16 protein-coding genes and 3 pseudogenes are annotated in these 16,399 nt (G+C 67.4%); 5 read left to right on the forward strand and 14 right to left on the reverse strand.

The genetic code is table 11. From position 1 onward, the window contains the following. From VML93_RS37495 to VML93_RS37520, 6 genes and pseudogenes are all read right to left on the reverse strand, one after another. Positions 1 to 266 (reverse strand): annotated as a pseudogene (locus tag VML93_RS37495) (molybdopterin oxidoreductase family protein); the annotation flags it as partial. Next, on the reverse strand, positions 263 to 850 hold the full coding sequence (locus tag VML93_RS37500; RefSeq protein ID WP_325618782.1) for a TetR/AcrR family transcriptional regulator: 588 nt from the start codon (positions 848 to 850) through the stop codon (positions 263 to 265). The pseudogene VML93_RS37495 and the gene VML93_RS37500, both read right to left, overlap by 4 nt. 93 nt (positions 851 to 943) lie before the next feature. Then, positions 944 to 1,909 (reverse strand): L,D-transpeptidase, encoded by a 966-nt coding sequence (locus tag VML93_RS37505; protein ID WP_325618784.1) that lies wholly within the window; start codon positions 1,907 to 1,909, stop codon positions 944 to 946. Positions 1,910 to 2,046: 137 nt separating this feature from the next. Then, on the reverse strand, positions 2,047 to 3,090 hold the full coding sequence (locus tag VML93_RS37510; RefSeq protein WP_325618786.1) for a L,D-transpeptidase: 1,044 nt from the start codon (positions 3,088 to 3,090) through the stop codon (positions 2,047 to 2,049). 96 nt (positions 3,091 to 3,186) lie between these two features. Then, positions 3,187 to 4,425: an MFS transporter gene (locus VML93_RS37515; RefSeq protein ID WP_325618788.1), complete on the reverse strand. Its 1,239-nt coding sequence runs from the start codon at positions 4,423 to 4,425 to the stop codon at positions 3,187 to 3,189. Between the two features lie 133 nt (positions 4,426 to 4,558). After that, complete coding sequence (locus tag VML93_RS37520; protein ID WP_414686552.1) at positions 4,559 to 4,873, reverse strand: metal-sensitive transcriptional regulator; 315 nt, start codon at positions 4,871 to 4,873, stop codon at positions 4,559 to 4,561. 60 nt (positions 4,874 to 4,933) lie between these two features. On the opposite strand from VML93_RS37520, the gene ilvD reads away from it, so the two are divergent. Together ilvD and VML93_RS37530 are read left to right on the forward strand one after the other, a co-directional pair. Next, a complete protein-coding gene (gene ilvD, locus VML93_RS37525) occupies positions 4,934 to 6,625 on the forward strand; it encodes a dihydroxy-acid dehydratase (protein ID WP_325618792.1) in 1,692 nt (563 codons plus the stop codon). Positions 6,626 to 6,640: 15 nt separating this feature from the next. After that, the gene (locus VML93_RS37530) at positions 6,641 to 7,630 is read left to right on the forward strand and encodes a nitronate monooxygenase (RefSeq protein ID WP_325618794.1); all 990 of its coding nucleotides are present in this window, start codon (positions 6,641 to 6,643) and stop codon (positions 7,628 to 7,630) included. Positions 7,631 to 7,662: 32 nt separating this feature from the next. Here the strand turns inward: VML93_RS37530 and VML93_RS37535 are convergent. The 3 genes and pseudogenes from VML93_RS37535 to VML93_RS37545 all read right to left on the reverse strand — a co-directional run bounded on the left by VML93_RS37535 (position 7,663) and on the right by VML93_RS37545 (position 8,903). Further along, positions 7,663 to 8,283, reverse strand: a pseudogene (locus VML93_RS37535) (O-methyltransferase). Between the two features lie 72 nt (positions 8,284 to 8,355). Further along, the gene (locus VML93_RS37540) at positions 8,356 to 8,637 is read right to left on the reverse strand and encodes a type II toxin-antitoxin system RelE/ParE family toxin (protein WP_325618796.1); all 282 of its coding nucleotides are present in this window, start codon (positions 8,635 to 8,637) and stop codon (positions 8,356 to 8,358) included. Further along, a complete protein-coding gene (locus VML93_RS37545) occupies positions 8,634 to 8,903 on the reverse strand; it encodes a type II toxin-antitoxin system Phd/YefM family antitoxin (protein ID WP_325618798.1) in 270 nt (89 codons plus the stop codon). Before VML93_RS37545 ends, VML93_RS37540 begins: the two co-directional genes overlap by 4 nt. 250 nt (positions 8,904 to 9,153) lie before the next feature. Here VML93_RS37545 and VML93_RS37550 point away from each other — a divergent pair, with 250 nt between their 5' ends. Next, complete coding sequence (locus VML93_RS37550; protein WP_325618800.1) at positions 9,154 to 9,300, forward strand: metallothionein; 147 nt, start codon at positions 9,154 to 9,156, stop codon at positions 9,298 to 9,300. Between the two features lie 187 nt (positions 9,301 to 9,487). On the opposite strand, the gene VML93_RS37555 is transcribed toward VML93_RS37550, so the two are convergent. From VML93_RS37555 to VML93_RS37570, 4 genes are read right to left on the reverse strand one after another with little or no spacing between them, the layout of a single operon-like run. Then, positions 9,488 to 11,611, reverse strand: coding sequence for a beta-glucosidase (locus VML93_RS37555; protein ID WP_325618802.1), 2,124 nt, complete (start codon positions 11,609 to 11,611; stop codon positions 9,488 to 9,490). Next, positions 11,608 to 12,126 (reverse strand): TIGR04338 family metallohydrolase, encoded by a 519-nt coding sequence (locus VML93_RS37560; protein WP_325618803.1) that lies wholly within the window; start codon positions 12,124 to 12,126, stop codon positions 11,608 to 11,610. Before VML93_RS37560 ends, VML93_RS37555 begins: the two co-directional genes overlap by 4 nt. Continuing rightward, complete coding sequence (locus VML93_RS37565; RefSeq protein ID WP_325618805.1) at positions 12,123 to 12,872, reverse strand: DUF2786 domain-containing protein; 750 nt, start codon at positions 12,870 to 12,872, stop codon at positions 12,123 to 12,125. The genes VML93_RS37560 and VML93_RS37565 overlap by 4 nt, the downstream gene beginning before the upstream one ends. Positions 12,873 to 12,906: 34 nt before the next feature. Further along, complete coding sequence (locus VML93_RS37570) at positions 12,907 to 13,746, reverse strand: lysophospholipase (protein ID WP_325618807.1); 840 nt, start codon at positions 13,744 to 13,746, stop codon at positions 12,907 to 12,909. Between VML93_RS37570 and VML93_RS37575 the strand changes: the two genes are divergently transcribed. Then, a complete protein-coding gene (locus VML93_RS37575; protein WP_325618809.1) occupies positions 13,694 to 14,794 on the forward strand; it encodes a sigma-70 family RNA polymerase sigma factor in 1,101 nt (366 codons plus the stop codon). The two genes, VML93_RS37570 and VML93_RS37575, sit on opposite strands and share 53 nt — an antisense overlap. A gap of 6 nt (positions 14,795 to 14,800) precedes the next feature. Here VML93_RS37575 and VML93_RS37580 read toward each other — a convergent pair whose 3' ends face one another. Then, complete coding sequence (locus tag VML93_RS37580) at positions 14,801 to 15,076, reverse strand: hypothetical protein (protein ID WP_325618810.1); 276 nt, start codon at positions 15,074 to 15,076, stop codon at positions 14,801 to 14,803. 278 nt (positions 15,077 to 15,354) lie between these two features. Here VML93_RS37580 and VML93_RS37585 point away from each other — a divergent pair. After that, a pseudogene (locus VML93_RS37585) lies at positions 15,355 to 16,399 on the forward strand (protein kinase domain-containing protein); the annotation flags it as partial.

Consider the following 16,399-nt stretch of genomic DNA (forward strand, 5'->3'; position numbering starts at 1 on the left):
CCCTCGGCGATCTCGACAATCGCGGTGTCCCAGTCGATTTCCTCATAGGTTCCGTCGGGACGGCGGCGCAGCGGGGAGGTCAGGCGACCGCGGCTGTTCTGGTAGTGGTCCAGCCGCAGCGCCTTGTTGCAGGTGTAGCCCTGCGACGCCGGATGCGCCTTGTCGCCACGGATGCGGGCCAGCTTGCGGTCTTCGACCTGGACGACGATGCCGCAATTGCACTCGCAGAGGATGCACGCCGTGGGCTGCCAGTCGGTGGTGGTCATTGCGGGTTCCTCTCCGGGAGCTCGGCCAACAGCAGGTCGCGTAGCTGGCGACGAACAAGATCGAGTGGCGTCAGGTCGTGCCGCACCCGGGCCAGCAGCAGCGCGCCTTCGACCGCCGAGACAGCCAGCACCGCCAATTCGCCTGCTCGCTCCGCCGAAACACCGTCGGCGATGAAGCGCTGCGCGAGCAGGTCCGACCAGCGGTCGAACACCGCGGCCGCCCGCTCGACGACCGGCGCCATCCGCTCCCGCTCGGCCTGTTCGCCCGCTTCGACGGACACCGCCGCGATCGGGCAGCCGGCGCGGAAGTCACTGCCCAGCAGCTGCTGTCGGTACTTGTCGATCAGCGTGTCCAACAGCTGCTCGCTCGGACCTGCCTGGGTGATGATGTTGGCGACGTGATCGCCGGCGTAGTCGACCGCCTCACAGAGCAGTTGGGTACGTCCACCCGGAAAGTAGTGATAGGCCGATCCGCGCGGCGCGCCGCTGTGCTCGAGCACGTCCGAGATCGCGGTGGCGTGCGCACCCCGTTCCCTGATCAACAGCGCAGCAGACACCACCATCCGCTCGCGTGGACTTGCCATCGGCGCTCCCATCCGGACCCGGCCTATGTATGATGCTATACATAATCCTGGGCGCGCGGAAGGCTACCTCGGCGGTGTCTGCAGGATCGACTCTTAGGTTTGCCAGTCGTTGGAGCCGTCGTTCTTCGAATAGGTGCCCACGGAGTTCTTCACGACGATGGGATCACCCGGACCGAAGTTGTCGAAGAACCACTTCGCGTTGGTGGGGCTGATGTTGATGCAGCCGTGGCTGACGTCACGCTTGCCCTGGTCGTCCACCGACCACGGCGCGCTGTGCACGAAGTTGCCACTGTTGTCGAAGCGGACGGCCAGCTCGACCGTCACCTTGTAGCCGTAGGTCGAGTTCACCGGGACCCCGTAGGTCGAGGAATCCATCACCACTGACGGCATCTTCTCCTGCACGTAGTAGGTGCCGTTCGCGGTCTGGTGGTTGCCGGCTGACATACCCATCGACATCGGGAAGGACTTCTCGACGACGCCATTGCGGGTAACGGTCAATGTGTGCGTGCTGTCGTCGGCGGTCGCCAGCAGCGTATCCCCGGTCCGGAAGCTCGACACGGTGCCGCCCGCGTCGATCGTCACCGTGGTATGGGCGGGCCAGAAGCTCAACGGGCGCCAGCGAAGCTGAGTCGGGGTCATCCAGTAGAACTTGCCCGGCACCGGCGGGACCGACGAAACGTGAACGGCGGCGATCGCGGCGCCCGCGTCCTCGACCGGCCCTGGGAAGTTGACCATGATCGGCTCGGCCACGCCCACCGTCGAGCCATTGGCAGGGGCAATCCTCGGCGGCCCGAACGGCGGCGTGCCCATGAAGGGCGTCGGGTCCTGTCCGTCGACGGGGCCCGCGAACATCGGAGGGGTCAGAGGGGGAGGTAGGGCCAGTGGCGGTGGCGCCGGGGGGCCGGGCGGGGCCGGTACGACAGCCCCTGGATCAACGGGAGCGGGATCCGGATCTGCCAGCGCAGTACCCGCGCCCAGCACCAGCACCCAGCCCAATACCGAGGCCATTCCGGCTGCCTTCAGAGCTCCGAAGATGCTTCCCTTCGTCCAGCCCGACATATACATCCCTCCGTCGCGTTCTCGAAATAGTTTGGCACAGCCCGCGGACCAGCGGCCTCGTCAGCGGCCGGCGGTGGGCCGTACAGCGCCGAAATCATGCCGCTGACCTGCTCGGCTATGAATCGCGTTAGCAGCCCCTACAGCTGCCAATCGTTAGAGCCGTCGTTCTTCGAATACGTACCGACCGAGTTCTTCACCACGATCGGATCCCCGCTGCCGAAGTTGTCGAAAAACCATTTGGCGTTAGACGGGCTGAGGTTGATGCAGCCGTGGCTGACGTCGCGCTTGCCCTGATCGCCGACCGACCACGGGGCGCTGTGTACGAAGTTACCGCTGTTGTCGAACCGGACAGCGTCGGTGACGGTCACCTTGTAGCCGTTGGCCGAGCCGACCGGGACGCCATAGGTGGAGGAATCCATCACCACCGACGCCATCTTCTCGAGCACGTAGTACGTGCCGTTCGCGGTCTGGTGGCCGCCCGCCGACATCCCCATCGACATCGGGAAGGTCTGAACCACTTTCCCGTTGCGGGTGATCGTCATCTGATGCGTCGAATCGTCGGCCAACGCCACCAGCGAGTCACCGGTCCGGAAGCTCGACTTGGTGCCGGCCGCATCGATGTTCACCGCCGTGTTCGGCGGCCAGAACGAAAGCGGGCGCCAGCGCACCTGGGAGGGAGTCATCCAGTAGAACTTGCCCGGCACCGGCGGGATCGACGAAATGTGGATGGCGTTTTCGGCCATCGGCCGATCGGCGATCGGCACGGCGAAGTCGATGATGATCGGCTTGGCCACCCCGACCATCGAACCGTTGAGCGGATTGAACGTCGGCGGCCGGAACGGCGGCGCGCCGGTGAACGGCGTCGCATTCTGCCCGGCGACCGGGCCCGTCGCCCCCGCCGGCTGTGGCTGCAGCGGATCACCGGGCGGCGGCAGCACGCCTTCGGCAGGGATAGGAGCTGGAGGAGCCGCCGGCGGCAGCACGCCTTCCGCAGGGATAGGCGCGGGCGGCGGCTGTGCCTCCCACGGCGGCGGTGGTCCCGGCGGGTCGGCGGGTGCGGCAACCGGCCCCGGTTCGGGGGGCGGCGGCGGGTCGGGGTCGCCCAGAGCGGTGCCCGCAGTCAGCACCAACACGAGCACGCCCAGAACGGCGAGGAAAGCTCCCCTCGTCCAGCGCGACATATGCGATCCTCCCTCTCAGGTCTGACCCAGTGTCGCACAACGCGCAAATCAGTTACCAAATCTGCGGCCCAATAACCGCTGCTGACCTGCTGCGTTTCACTCGTCCGGTGAAGTCGGCACGGCATCGTCCAACAGCTGCCGGTTAGCGGCCATGCCGATCAACGCGATACCCATCAGACCCGCGGAAGCGGTCAGCATCATCGCCACGCTGCGCTCGTACAACAGCCCGCCGGCCAACGAGCCGGCCATGATGCCCACCTGGAACGCCGTCACGTACAAGCCGGACGCTCCGTCGGGATCGTCGGCGCCGCTGCGCATCGCCGAGGACTGCAGTATCGGCGACACGCCGGTCGCCATGGCGCCCCACAGCACGATCGCGCCGGTGCCGATCAGGGCCGTCACCACGGTGCGTTGGCTGCCGAACGCCAGTGCGGTCAACACGACGAACGCCGTCGTCAGCGCACCCATGCATACCAGTACGGCGCCCCGGGGCCGATGGTCCAGCGGCCGCGCCACCAGGGGCACGGCCAGCAGACCGGCGAACCCGTAGGCCGCCAGCAACCAGGCCAGATTCGGCCCGCGCACCCCGACGACGTCGCGGATGACCACCACGATGAACGTGTAGGAGACGAAGTGGCCGCTGACGGCGATCATCGTGAGCAGGCTCACCGTGATCAACCGCCGATTGCGGTGATGCCGCGACCGCGGGCCCACGTGCATCAGCTGACCCTCGGTGAGCACCATCTGCGGCAGCACCAGCAGCGCGGCCAGGGTGACGACGGTAGCCGCGACGGTGATGCACACCACAGCCAGCCGCCAGCCCCACATCAGGCTCATGGCGGCGGTGAGCGGGCTCCCGACCACCAGCGCCAGGCTGGTTCCGACGTAGATCGACGTCGTGGCGCGCCCGGCGTGGGTGGCCGGCACCAGTCGGGTCGCGATCGGCGCGATGACCGACCACAGCAGGCCGTGGGTGATCGCACACAGCACCCGTCCCGCGGCCAGCACTGCGAAGTTGGGCGCCAGCGCGGAGACAAGCTGTGAGACGGTCAGGCAGGTCAGGCTGAGCAGCAGCGCCCGGCGCCGCGGCCAATGGGCCGTCCAGCGCACCAGCGGAACCGTCGTCAGGGCCGCGACCAGGGCGTACCACGACAACAGGGTGCCAACCACGACCAGGCTGACCTTGAGGTCGCGCGCGATAGCCGACAGCGCGCCCACCGGCAGCAACTCAGCGGTGACGTAGATGAAGGCCGCGGCAGCCAGCACCGCAAGTTGCGCGGCGATCCGTGGCGTCCACGTTCGTGCGGGGGCGGCGGCGGTTCCGGTTTCGGTCATGGCTGATGCGTCTCAAGGGGCGGTATCGCCCGGGCGGCGTTGGTGCACCCCCGGCCCGATCACGCTAGCCCCTAACCGTACGGCCTGCGATGACGGGTTTTAACCATCTATGCGTTTCAACACACCCGACGAGTCAGGAACGGACCAGGCGTGCGATGGCGGCCGAGGCTTCGGCAAGTTTATCGTCGGCCTCTGTGCCGCCCTCGGCCACCGCGCGGGTGACGCAGTGGCTCAGGTGCTCGTCGAGCAGGTTGAGGGCCACCGACCGCAACGCACTGTTGGCGGCGCTGATCTGGGTGAGGACGTCGATGCAGTACTTGTCCTCCTCGATCATCCGCGCGATGCCACGAACCTGACCCTCGATGCGCCGCAGCCGCTTGGCGTAGTCGTCCTTCTGCTGCGTATATCCGTGTGCAGGTGTCGTCGTCACACAACCACCATACCCCATATACCCTAGCGGGGTATTACCCGCGGATTATGGGCAGGTCGCGCCCCGCATACTTGAACAATGACCCCTGACATCAAACCCCGTAGTCGTGACGTGACCGACGGCCTGGAGAAGGCCGCCGCCCGTGGCATGCTGCGCGCGGTAGGCATGGGTGACGAAGACTTCTCCAAGGCCCAGATCGGGGTCGCGTCGTCCTGGAACGAAATCACCCCGTGCAATCTCTCGCTGGACCGGCTGGCCAAAGCCGTGAAAGAGGGCGTGTTCGCAGCCGGCGGCTACCCGCTCGAGTTCGGGACGATCTCGGTTTCCGACGGCATCTCGATGGGCCATGAGGGCATGCACTTCTCGCTGGTGTCCCGCGAGGTGATCGCCGACAGCGTCGAGACCGTGATGCAGGCCGAGCGGCTCGACGGGTCGGTGCTGCTGGCGGGATGCGACAAATCACTGCCCGGGATGCTGATGGCCGCCGCCCGCCTGGACCTGGCGGCGGTGTTCCTCTACGCGGGCTCGATTCTGCCGGGAGTGGCCAAGCTCTCCGACGGCAGCGAGCGCGAGGTCACCATCATCGACGCGTTCGAGGCCGTCGGCGCCTGCGCGCGCGGATTGATGCCGCGCGAAGACGTCGACGCCATCGAGCGGGCGATCTGCCCCGGCGAAGGCGCCTGCGGCGGCATGTACACCGCCAACACCATGGCCAGCGCCGCCGAGGCACTGGGCATGTCGTTGCCGGGCAGCGCGGCGCCGCCGGCGACGGACCGCCGCCGCGACGGGTTCGCCCGCCGCAGCGGCCAAGCCGTCATCGAGCTGCTGCGCCGCGGCATCACCGCTCGCGACATCCTCACCAGGGAGGCGTTCGAGAACGCGATCGCGGTGGTGATGGCGTTCGGCGGCTCCACCAACGCGGTGCTGCACCTGCTGGCCATCGCGCACGAGGCCGACGTGGAACTGTCGCTCGACGACTTCAGCCGGATCGGGTCGAAGGTGCCGCACCTGGCCGACGTCAAGCCGTTCGGGCGGCACGTGATGTCGCACGTCGACCACGTCGGTGGCGTGCCGGTGGTGATGAAGGCACTGCTGGACGCGGGCCTTCTGCACGGCGAGTGCCTGACGGTGACCGGCAAGACGGTCGCCGAGAACCTGGCCGAGATAGCCCCACCAGACCCGGACGGCAAGGTGCTGCGCGCGCTGGACAAACCGATCCACGCCACCGGCGGGATCACTATTTTGCGCGGATCGCTGGCACCAGAGGGCGCGGTGGTCAAGACGGCCGGTTTCGATTCCGACGTGTTCGAAGGCACCGCAAGGGTTTTCGACGGCGAACGGGCCGCGTTGGACGCCTTGGAGGACGGCACCATCACCAACGGCGACGCGGTGGTGATCCGCTACGAAGGTCCCAAGGGTGGGCCCGGGATGCGCGAAATGCTGGCGATCACCGGCGCCATCAAGGGCGCCGGGCTGGGCAAGGACGTGCTGCTCTTGACCGACGGCCGGTTCTCCGGCGGGACGACCGGCCTGTGCGTGGGCCACGTCGCGCCGGAGGCCGTCGACGCCGGGCCGATCGCCTTCCTGCGCGACGGCGACCGGATCCGTCTCGACGTCGCCGCCCGCACCCTGGACGTGCTGGCCGACCCTGACGAATTCGCATCCAGGCAAAAGGATTTCAGTCCTCCCCCGCCGCGGTACAAGACCGGCGTACTGGCCAAGTACGTCAAGCTCGTCGGCTCAGCGGCGACCGGCGCGGTCTGCGGCTAATCCGAGCGTCCTGTCATGCCTGTCGACCTCCTGGACCGACTCCGGCTCGACGTTCCGGTGGCTCAGGCCGGGATGGGCGGCGGCCTCGCCGGTCCACCGCTGGCCGGCGCGGTCGCCAAGGCGGGCGGTCTCGGAACACTGGGCCTGGCCACGCCGTGGCAACTGCGGGCGTCGATCGACCGGGTGCGGACCGAGGCGCCGGGCCGTGCGGTCGCGGTAAACCTGTTGGTGCGCTTCGTAGGTCGCCGCCACGTCGAGATGTGCGTCGACAGTCGCGTTGACGTCGTCGTGCTGGCCTTCGGCGAGACTCGAAAGCTGGTCGAGCACCTGCGCGACGCCGGCATCTTCGTGTTGGTGATGGTGGGTTCGCGTGCGCAGGCACGCCGCGCCATCGGCTGGGGCGCCGACGGTTTGATCGCTCAGGGTCGTGAAGCCGGCGGGCACCTGGTCGGAACCATGCCGGCCTTGGATTTCCTGCCGCTGGCTCTGGCTGCGGCACGAGACCGCCCGGTGTTCCTCGCCGGCGGAATCGCCGACGGCGCCGATACCCGCGCCGCCCTGGACGCGGGCGCCAGCGGCGTCGTCGCGGGAACGCGATTTCTGCTGACCCATGAGGCCAACGCCAACCGGGAGTATCAGCGGCGAATCATTAACGCGGACAGGACCATCGAAACCAATCTGTTCGGGTTCACCTGGCCGCTACGGCATCGCGTGGTACCCAATGCCGCCACCCGGCGCTGGTGCCGCGACGACGGGTGGGCCAAGATCATGCCGGCGACGCTCAACGCGGTGAGCCGTCCGTTGGCGGCGCCGCTGTATCGCGACCTGGGCGACGTGCTGCGGCTGCAGTCTCCGCGCCGTCCGATGTTCTCGCCGGCGGCCCCGGAACGCCGGATGCCCGACTCGTGGGTCGACCGGGCGGCGCTGTACGCCGGCGAGACGGCTTTGCGGCTGGGCGAGGTCACCTCGGCCGAACAAGCAGTCAGGGACCTCAGCCCGGGCTAGTGGACCGACGCGATCGCGAAGCCGTCCCAGCCCTAGATCCCGACCGTCTGCAGCACCGCGGTGTCCAGGCGCGGGTGCTCGCCCATCGCCTGCAAGGTCTGACGGGTTGCAGTGATCCTGGGGTCGTCCGACTCCGTCAGTATCCGGCCGTCACGAATGACGTTGTCCACCACGATGACTGAGCCGGGGCGGGTCAGCCGGATCGCCCAGTCCAGGTACGCCAGGTTGTTCTCCTTGTCGGCGTCGATGAACACCAGATCGAAGGGGCCGCCGGTCACCGCCGGCAACGTGTCCAGCGCGGCACCGACCAGCACGTCCACCCGGTCGGCCACACCGGCCCGCTCCATATTGGCCCGTGCGACCTCGGCGTGCCTGGGCTCCTATTCCAGCGTCACCACCCGCCCCTGCGGGCCCGCGCCGCGAGCCAGCCAGATGGTGCTGAAACCACCCAGCGTGCCGAGCTCGAGGATGCGGCGGGCCTGCATCGCACCGGCCAGCAGGCACAGGAACTTGCCCTGCTGTGCCGACACCGCGATCGGCGGTAACCCGGCCGCGTTGCTGGCCTGCAGAGCCGCCGCTAACGCCGGATCGTCGTCAATCACGGTGCTGTCCAAGAATCCGTCGACTTCTTGCGGGGTCGGGTCTTGGGCCATAACGCCAACGCTATAACCACGGCAGGGCGCGGTGCGGTCGTCGCCCGGCCAGGACGCACCGTCGTCGTCAGATCATCGCGGCTTATAGATGTGTGCACGGTGCTCGACACGTCCGACGAGCAGGACTCGGTCGTCGTCGAGGATCCGGAAGGTAATCCGGTAATCGCCTCGGCGAGCGACCCGCCATCCCGAGAGTTCATACCGCAGCGGCTTGGAAAGCCGATGCGGATCCTCGGGCAGTGTCACAGTGCTGAATTCGACAATCGCCGCTGTGATCTTGTGCGGCAGCCGATTCAATCCTCGGACTGGAGTCGACGAAAACCGCACCGTCCAGGGCCGTTCATCATCGGTCACGACAGCCCGTAGCGCCGACGAAGCTCCTCGCCGCTGACGGTCTCGCCAGCGGCATATTCAGCGTCGGCCTGGGCGAGTTCATCGACGAGCCCGAGCGTCTGCAGCGCGTGCAGCGTCTCGTGCAGCGATTCAAGATCGTCGGCGGACATGAGAACCGCGGCCGCCCGACCGTGTTTGGTGATCTGAATGATCTCGTGCGTGGTATCCGCTTCCTCGACCAGCGACGAGAGCTTGTCCTTGGCTTCACTCAGAGGTACCGACTTCACGAGTCCCAATATAGCCAGAAATATAGCCTGCAGTTAGCCGTACCTGTGGCCACATCTTGCTGCACCCGAATCGGTCCTATCCGTTCACACGGCCACGGCGCAACGGGTGGCTTAACGCCGTAGGAGCTTCCCAAATACCCTTACCGGGTATAGGCTAGAGTTGTTCTGGGTTCCAAACGGAAGAAAACCCAGACGGAATCGACCACTGGGACTTCACCGAAGTCACCGCCACAGAAAAGGATGAAAACCAATGGCGAATTACGAAGCCGGAACCTTGCTGACCTGCGGCCACGAGGGCTGTGGATGCCGCGTTCGCGTCGAGGTCGAGTGCCACTGTTCCGGCTCGAGTGAGGCGTACCGGTGCACCTGCGGCGACGAGCTGGTGGCCGTCAAGTAGGGCCTTCGGGCATTGACTCTGCGTCCACGGCGCGAAAACAAGCCCGACTAAACCACACCCTCACTACAGTCTCGGTGAGCCGGCCCGCCCGCATGCCCAGGCCGCACGGCGCCGAGACTGAACTGACGCCGCCGAAACTGCACACAGATCGCGATTGAAGCGAGAAGGCGGCGCCGCCAGGGCAGAGTCAACGCCCGAATACGCGACCGGCCAACTCGACCTCGGCTGCCAGCTTCAGGGCGACCGCCGACGCACCCACGGCCACGGCATACCCGCCCGGCACGATCCGCCAGCTTGAGACGCTGCCGTCGTACCGGGCGAGCAGGCGCGGATCAGCCTCGATGGTCACCCGCGAGTTCTCGCCCGGCTCCAGCTCGACCCGCTCAAATCCCAGCAACCGCAACCGTTGTCCGTCGGGACCATCCGTCAAATACAGTTGCGGGACGTCGGCGCCGGTGCGATCGCCCGTGTTGTGGACGGTGAAGCTGGCCGTCACGGTCTCACCACCGGCCACGATCAGGTCGCGGTACTCAAACGTGGTGTAGGACAGGCCGTGCCCGAACGCGAACATCGGCTCTTGGCCTTGTCTGGCGAACCAGCGATAGCCGACCTCGGCTCCTTCGGAGTAGCGGATGGTGGTCGACGTGCCGAACGGCGCGCCCAGATCGGGCAGCTCGGGACGCGGCGTCTGGCCGAGGTCGGCAGGGAAGGTGATCGGCAGCCGTCCCGACGGATTCACCTGTCCGGCAATGACTTCCGCGATCGCCCGACCGCCGGCCTGACCCGGATACCAGGCCTGCACAACGGCATTCACCGAATCGCGCCACGGCATGGCGACGGGGTTGCCGGTCTCGAGCACCACAACGGTGTTCGGGTTGGCGGCGGCCACGGCTGCGATCACCGCGTCCTGGCCCCAGGGCAGCGACAGGTCGGCGCCGTCGATGCCCTCCCCTTCGACCCGGATCGCGAACACGATCACGACGTCTGCCCGCTGCGCCGCCAGCACCGCCTCGGCCGGGCTGATGCCCGGGTCGAATTCGATGTGCGCGCTGGGGAATTGCCTTCTCAGTTCGTCGAGCGGGCTGGACGGCAGCAGGTAGAGGTTGCGCAGTCCGCCCGTCAGGCCGGGCCCGCCGATGGGAATCACCTGCGCGTAGCCGCCCGGGGGTACGACAGCGCTGGACCCGCAACCGATCGGCACACCGGACTGCGCATGGCCACCGATCACAGCGATGCGCGCCGACGTCTCCTGCGCCACGGGCAGCACGCCGCGGTTGGTCAGCAACACGATTCCCTGCCGTGCGATCCGCAACGCAATCTCGTTGTGCGCGAGCATATCCGGCTGCGGCGCGGCATCCCAACGATCGACGCCGACCGCGAACATTGACCGCAGGATCCGCCGGACCATGTCCGACAGGCGCTCTTTGGGCAACCTCCCGTCGGCATAGGCGGCCCGCAGCGGGTCGGTGAAAGCCTCGGACTGCCAGAACACTGCGTCGATCTGGGCACCGCACTCCTGGTCCAGGCCGTGCAGCGCGCACTCCCAGCCCGGTGTCCCGCCCCAGTCCGACATGACCCAACCGCGGTATCCCCAGACACCTTTCAGCACCTCGTTGATCAAAACCTCGTTGGCCGCCGCGTATTCACCGTTGACCTTGTTGTACGCCGCCATGACCGCGCCGGGCTGGGATCGCTCGATGGCGATCTGAAAGGCCAGCAGGTCGGATTCGCGGTGCGCGCCGGGGTCGACGATCGCGTCCAGCCAATGCCGATTGGTCTCGTTGCAGTTTAGTGAGTAGTGCTTGACGGTCGAGATGACGCCGTGCTGCTGTATCCCGTTGACTTGCTCGGCGGCGATCGCGCCGCTCAAAAGCGGGTCCTCCGAGACGTATTCGAAGTTGCGGCCGTTGCGCGGGTCGCGCGCCAGGTTCATGGCACCGGCCAGTTGTACGTTGAACCCGCGGCTGCGGGCCTCCGAGCCGATCACCTCGCCCGCGGCACGGGCGAGGTGCGGGTTGAAACTGGCGGCCAGCGACAGACCGGCCGGCAGCGCCGTGGCGGTATCACCCGGGCGGTAGCCGGGGTTGGTGACGCCGAGACCCGCGTCGCTCATCAGCAGCGCCGGGACACCCAGGCGCGGAATCCCGGGCACGTAGCCGGCGCTCATCGGAATGCCCGGCGGGATACGCTCGTCGCGCAGCGGCCACAGCTCGCCTGCCCCCATCACACCGACCAGCAGCGAGAAGCGCTCGTCGTCGGTCAGCTGGGTTTCGATCTCACGCGCCCGGTCGTCGGGGTCTGCCTCGCTCACCGCACGCCCTCCTTGGCGTAGACGACGCGCAGCACGTGGCCGACTTCGGGTCCCATCACCAGCTCGGTCAGCGTGCAGATCGTCGCGACGAACTCCGGACCGTGCGGCGGCATGGAATTCCCAGCCTGGCACAGGTGGTGCGCCACTTCGTGCAGCACCACCAGCTCACGCATCGCCCAGTCCGCGGTGTCACGGTCGGGCACCGCGATAATGCCTGCACCGTCGCGGTTTTCGTAGTGTGCCGCGGTGGCCGCCCGACGCGCGCGCACTCGCAGCGGTGACACCGACGGCCAGTGCTCCCGTACCGCAGGTAGTGCCAACACGTCGTCGACGTAGCGCTGCACCGACGTAACCGATCCGAACCGCCCCTCCGGCGGCAGCGTCAACTGTGTGCCGAAGAAGTCAATCGCGGGTGAGCCGTGTTCGGCGGCGCGGTCGAACAACGTCCGGATGAATTCCTCGGCCGCATAAACCTTGGCGCGCTGGGAATCCCGTACCGAATCCGGCAATGTCAATGACCCAGCGCGGTCCGCGCCCCGGGCAGCTCGGGGCTGTTTCCGAGCCGCGCCCGCTTGCCGGCCCGGTCACCCGCGCGTCGCGCCGCCGACGAATACCCGGCCGTAGCCCTGCTGGCCTGCCAGCTTCCCCGCGCCCGGGACGTACTGCGGTAGTGGTCGCGCAGCTCGACCTCCTTGTCTCGCAAGGCGATAGCGGTGCCCGGCGCGCGTCCACGGTCCTTGGAGACCTCTTGCCGGGCCTGGTCGCGGGCCTCGGCCAGCCGCAGCCCCACCCGGGTCCCGAAGGCCAGCTGAAAATTGAGGCGAGCGGTGATCGTCGGCGTGGGCCGGTGCGCGCCCGAAGCGAGATAGCTGTCCGACGCCCGCACCATCTGCACGACCAGGCTGGCATACAAAGCGTGCGTCGCGTCGATGTCCTCGGTAAACCCGTAGGCATAGACGAAGGTCGAATTCGACGCGATGTCGCAGCGCACATCGTTCGCGGACGCGATCAGCACGAACAGCTGCACATAGGTTCGCAGCCCGCGGGTGCCCGCCGTCCCGATAGTGATGGTCCGCTGGGTGGGCGCCTGCGCGGGCGAACGGCTGGCCGCGTGCGACCGGGCCACCGCCAAGTCGATGGAGGCCGCCGTCGCCAGGCGTTGCGCGGCGCTCATGAACGCATCGGCTTCGTGGGCGTTGTCGGTGCCTTCGGCCTGCCGCAGCAGCGCAGCGATGCGCGCCAGCATCTTGTCGTCGGTCATAACGCCAAACTACGGGAGGGGTCAGACATCTCTTTTAGAGTCGCTTGTTGATCCAGGCGACCACGTCGTCGAGCACCTGGTCTTGCTCCGGCTCGTTGAACACCTCGTGGTACAGCTCGGGGTAGACCTTCAACTCGACATCGGTCGATCCGACGCATTCCACCAGGCGGCGGCTGCCCTCGGCGGGAACCAGATGGTCCTCGGCGCCGTGCACCACCAGCAGCGGCGCCGTCAGCGCCGGAGCCCGCTGCGGCATGGTCTCGCCGACCTGCAGCAGCGCCCGGCCCAGACCGGCGGGGACCCGACCGTGGTAGACCAGCGGATCGTTCTCGTATGCCGCCACCACCTCCGGGTCGCGGGAAATGGCCTTGAAGTCGAGTTCCTGCACCGGCAGACCGGGCATGAGGACGCCGAGGCCCTTGGCCGCGAGCACCACCAGCGGGTGCACCATGTCCTGGGCCGCCACAGCGGGCCCCGAGAGCACCATCAGGTCGTAGTTGTCCGGGCGTTCGACCCCGTAAGCGAAGACGATCCCACCGCCCATGCTGTGTCCCAGCACGATGCACTTGAGGCCGGGGTGTTCGCGCTTGGCGATCCCCACCAGAGTGTCGAAGTCGGCGGTGAACTCGGAGACATCCCGCACCATGACCCGCTTGCCGCCGGAACGCCCGTGCCCGCGGTGGTCCAGCGCGTACGTGACCAGCCCGGCCTCGCCCAACCGCTGCGCGACGTGGTCGTAGCGGCGGGCATGCTCGCCGAAACCGTGCGCCAGCACGACCACCGCTTTCGGCGGGGTGTCGGGCATCCAGACGTCGTAGACGATGCGCACGCCGCCGACGCCGTCGAAATTCCGTTCATCGCGGTTGATAGTCATTACGGGCAGCGTAATGGCTCCCTGGGCGGGTGTGTCACACATTCTGCGTAGGCTCGATCGGGTGAGCCTGCTCGCAGAAAATTCCGAGGCCCCACGAGAGTTCTCCGGGGCAGACTTCTCCACCCACGCCGAGCCCTACCGTCGCGAACTGCTGGCGCACTGCTATCGGATGACGGGGTCGCTGCACGACGCTGAGGACCTGGTGCAGGAGACATTCCTGCGCGCCTGGAAGTCGTACGACCGTTTCGAAGGCAAATCGTCGCTGCGGACCTGGCTGCATCGCATCGCCACCAATACCTGCCTGACCGCGCTGGAGGGCCAGCAGCGCCGGCCGTTGCCGACCGGGCTGGGGACGTCCAGTTCGGACCCGACGGCCGAGCCGGTGGAACGCGCCGAGGTGCCCTGGCTCGAGCCGTTGCCAGATCTTGCGGATGACCCCTCGGCCATCGTGGGGTCACGGGAGTCGGTGCGGTTGGCGTTCGTCGCTGCGCTGCAGCATCTTTCACCCAGACAGCGGGCGGTATTGCTGCTGCGTGAGGTGCTGCAGTGGAAGTCCGCCGAGGTGGCCAGCGCGATCGGCACCACCACGGTCGCCGTCAACAGCCTGCTGCAGCGGGCTCGGTCCCAGCTGGAGGCGGTCGGGCCCAGCGCCGACGACCCGCTGGTGGCGCCGGATTCCGCGGAGGCACAGGACCGGCTGGGGCGCTACATCGCAGCGTTCGAGTCCTACGACATCGACCGGTTGGTGGAGCTGTTCACCAGCGAGGCGATCTGGGAGATGCCGCCGTACACCGGCTGGTACCGGGGTGCGCGGGACATCATCACGCTGATTCACCAGCAGTGCCCCGCCGAGTCCGCCGGCGATATGCGCCTGCTCCCGTTGGTCGCCAACGGTCAGCCCGCCGCGGCCATGTACATGCGCCAGGGCGAGGTGCATGTGCCCTTTCAGCTGCACGTGCTGGATATGACGGCCGACGGCGTGTCACACGTGGTGGCGTTCCTGGACGACAGGCTGTTCGCGAAGTTCGGGTTGCCCAGTTCGCTCTGACGTGGGTCAGCCGGTCGACCTGATCGAGTCGAGGATTTTCTGCAGTCGGGGCGCGTCGCAATGATGGACGTATGCGCTGAGCCACTCGTCGAGTCTGGCTTCCAGAGCGGGAGATATCGCTACGTCCGCGCGGTCGATCGTCCTGAGGAGGGTGCCGATTGCGGTGTAGGAATAGCCGGCGCCGATGGCGGTGTACACCTCGATGCGGTCGCGCTCAGGCATCAGCAGGCAGGCTATTTCGGCGAGTTCCCATGCCAGGTCGGTTTCGGCCCAGTCGTCCACCTGATCCATTCTTACGTAACTCGGCACGTTGTGCCCGTCAGCGCGGCCGCGGGTCGCCGACGAGTTGCTTTGAGCGACCGGATATCTCGATGTCAGGGACGTTCGCGCGGCGACACGCCGGCGCACTCTGCTGCGTCACTCCAATCACCCCGCATCCGCCCCAAGAATCCTTCAAGCCCGATCACGCATGTTGCCGTCACCCCTTGACTTGATGCGGCTAAAACGATAGGAGCACAGATGCGTGGCAACTCAGCTGGGCTTTGTGGCTAGCGCACACCATGCCCGAGGGGGTGCTTGTGACCGACCAGCCATCAGCCGATGACGGGACGCCGTTCGGGCGCTACCGGCTGATCGAGTTACTGGGCCGCGGCGGGATGGGTGAGGTGTGGCGCGCGTTTGACACGCTCACCACCGGGTGGTCGCGCTGAAGTTGCTTCCGAAATACCTGTCCCAAGACGACGTGTTCCAGCAACGGTTCCGGCGCGAAGCCCATGCGGCGGCGAAGTTGGCCAACCCGCACGTGATTCCCATTCACTTCTACGGCGAGATCGACGGGCAGCTGTTCGTGGACATGCGGCTCATCGAGGGACGCGACCTGCAGGCAGTTCTGTCCGACGGCCCGATGGAACCCCGCCGGGCGGTACGAATCGTGGAGCAGGTGGCCAGGGCGCTGCACGCGGCACACAAGGCCGGGTTGGTGCACCGCGACGTCAAGCCGTCAAACATCTTGGTCGACGAGGACGACTATGCGTACCTGATCGATTTCGGGATCGCGCGCGCAGCCGGCGAGACGGGTTTGACCGGGACCAGCGGCGTCATCGGCTCCTGGCAGTACATGGCGCCCGAGCGCTTCACCACCAAAGACGCCGACGCGCGGGTCGACGTCTACGCATTGGCCTGCGTGCTGTACGAATGCCTGACCGGGGAGCTTCCCTACCCCGGCGACAGTCTCGAGCAGCTGTACGCGGGCCACGTCGCGACCCCGCCACCGCGGCCCTCGCTCACCAACCCGGGTCTTTCCGTCGGCTTCGACCGCGTCACCGAGAAGGGCCTGGCCAAAGACCCCAACCAGCGGTTCGCGACGACGATCGAGCTGGCCGATGCTGCCCGCGACGCAACCGCAGCGCCGACCCCGCGACCGGCGCCCACTGGCGCTGGGCCCACCGTGTACGCGACGCCGCCGACAATGCCCAGGCGGGTAGACACACCAACGCCGCGGGTATCCACGGCAGCGCCCACGTGGCAGCCGGTCGCTGCAGCCCCGCCTACGTGGCGGGGGGAGCCGCCACGACGCCCGGGCCGCCGCACGGTTGCGATCGACAA

Origin of the sequence: Mycobacterium sp. (assembly GCF_035499775.1) — a bacterium.
Taxonomy (GTDB): domain Bacteria; phylum Actinomycetota; class Actinomycetes; order Mycobacteriales; family Mycobacteriaceae; genus Mycobacterium.

Coding starts and splice junctions, on each gene's coding strand:
- VML93_RS37550 (WP_325618800.1), top strand. CDS start 9,154: ATGGCGAATTACGAAGCCGGAACCTTGCTGACCTGCGGCCACGAGGGC.
- VML93_RS37510 (WP_325618786.1), bottom strand. CDS start 3,090: ATGTCGCGCTGGACGAGGGGAGCTTTCCTCGCCGTTCTGGGCGTGCTC.
- VML93_RS37500 (WP_325618782.1), bottom strand. CDS start 850: ATGGCAAGTCCACGCGAGCGGATGGTGGTGTCTGCTGCGCTGTTGATC.
- VML93_RS37575 (WP_325618809.1), top strand. CDS start 13,694: ATGCGCACGCCGCCGACGCCGTCGAAATTCCGTTCATCGCGGTTGATA.
- VML93_RS37520 (WP_414686552.1), bottom strand. CDS start 4,873: ATGGGGTATGGTGGTTGTGTGACGACGACACCTGCACACGGATATACG.
- VML93_RS37515 (WP_325618788.1), bottom strand. CDS start 4,425: ATGACCGAAACCGGAACCGCCGCCGCCCCCGCACGAACGTGGACGCCA.
- VML93_RS37530 (WP_325618794.1), top strand. CDS start 6,641: ATGCCTGTCGACCTCCTGGACCGACTCCGGCTCGACGTTCCGGTGGCT.
- VML93_RS37565 (WP_325618805.1), bottom strand. CDS start 12,872: ATGACCGACGACAAGATGCTGGCGCGCATCGCTGCGCTGCTGCGGCAG.
- VML93_RS37570 (WP_325618807.1), bottom strand. CDS start 13,746: ATGACTATCAACCGCGATGAACGGAATTTCGACGGCGTCGGCGGCGTG.
- ilvD (WP_325618792.1), top strand. CDS start 4,934: ATGACCCCTGACATCAAACCCCGTAGTCGTGACGTGACCGACGGCCTG.
- VML93_RS37505 (WP_325618784.1), bottom strand. CDS start 1,909: ATGTCGGGCTGGACGAAGGGAAGCATCTTCGGAGCTCTGAAGGCAGCC.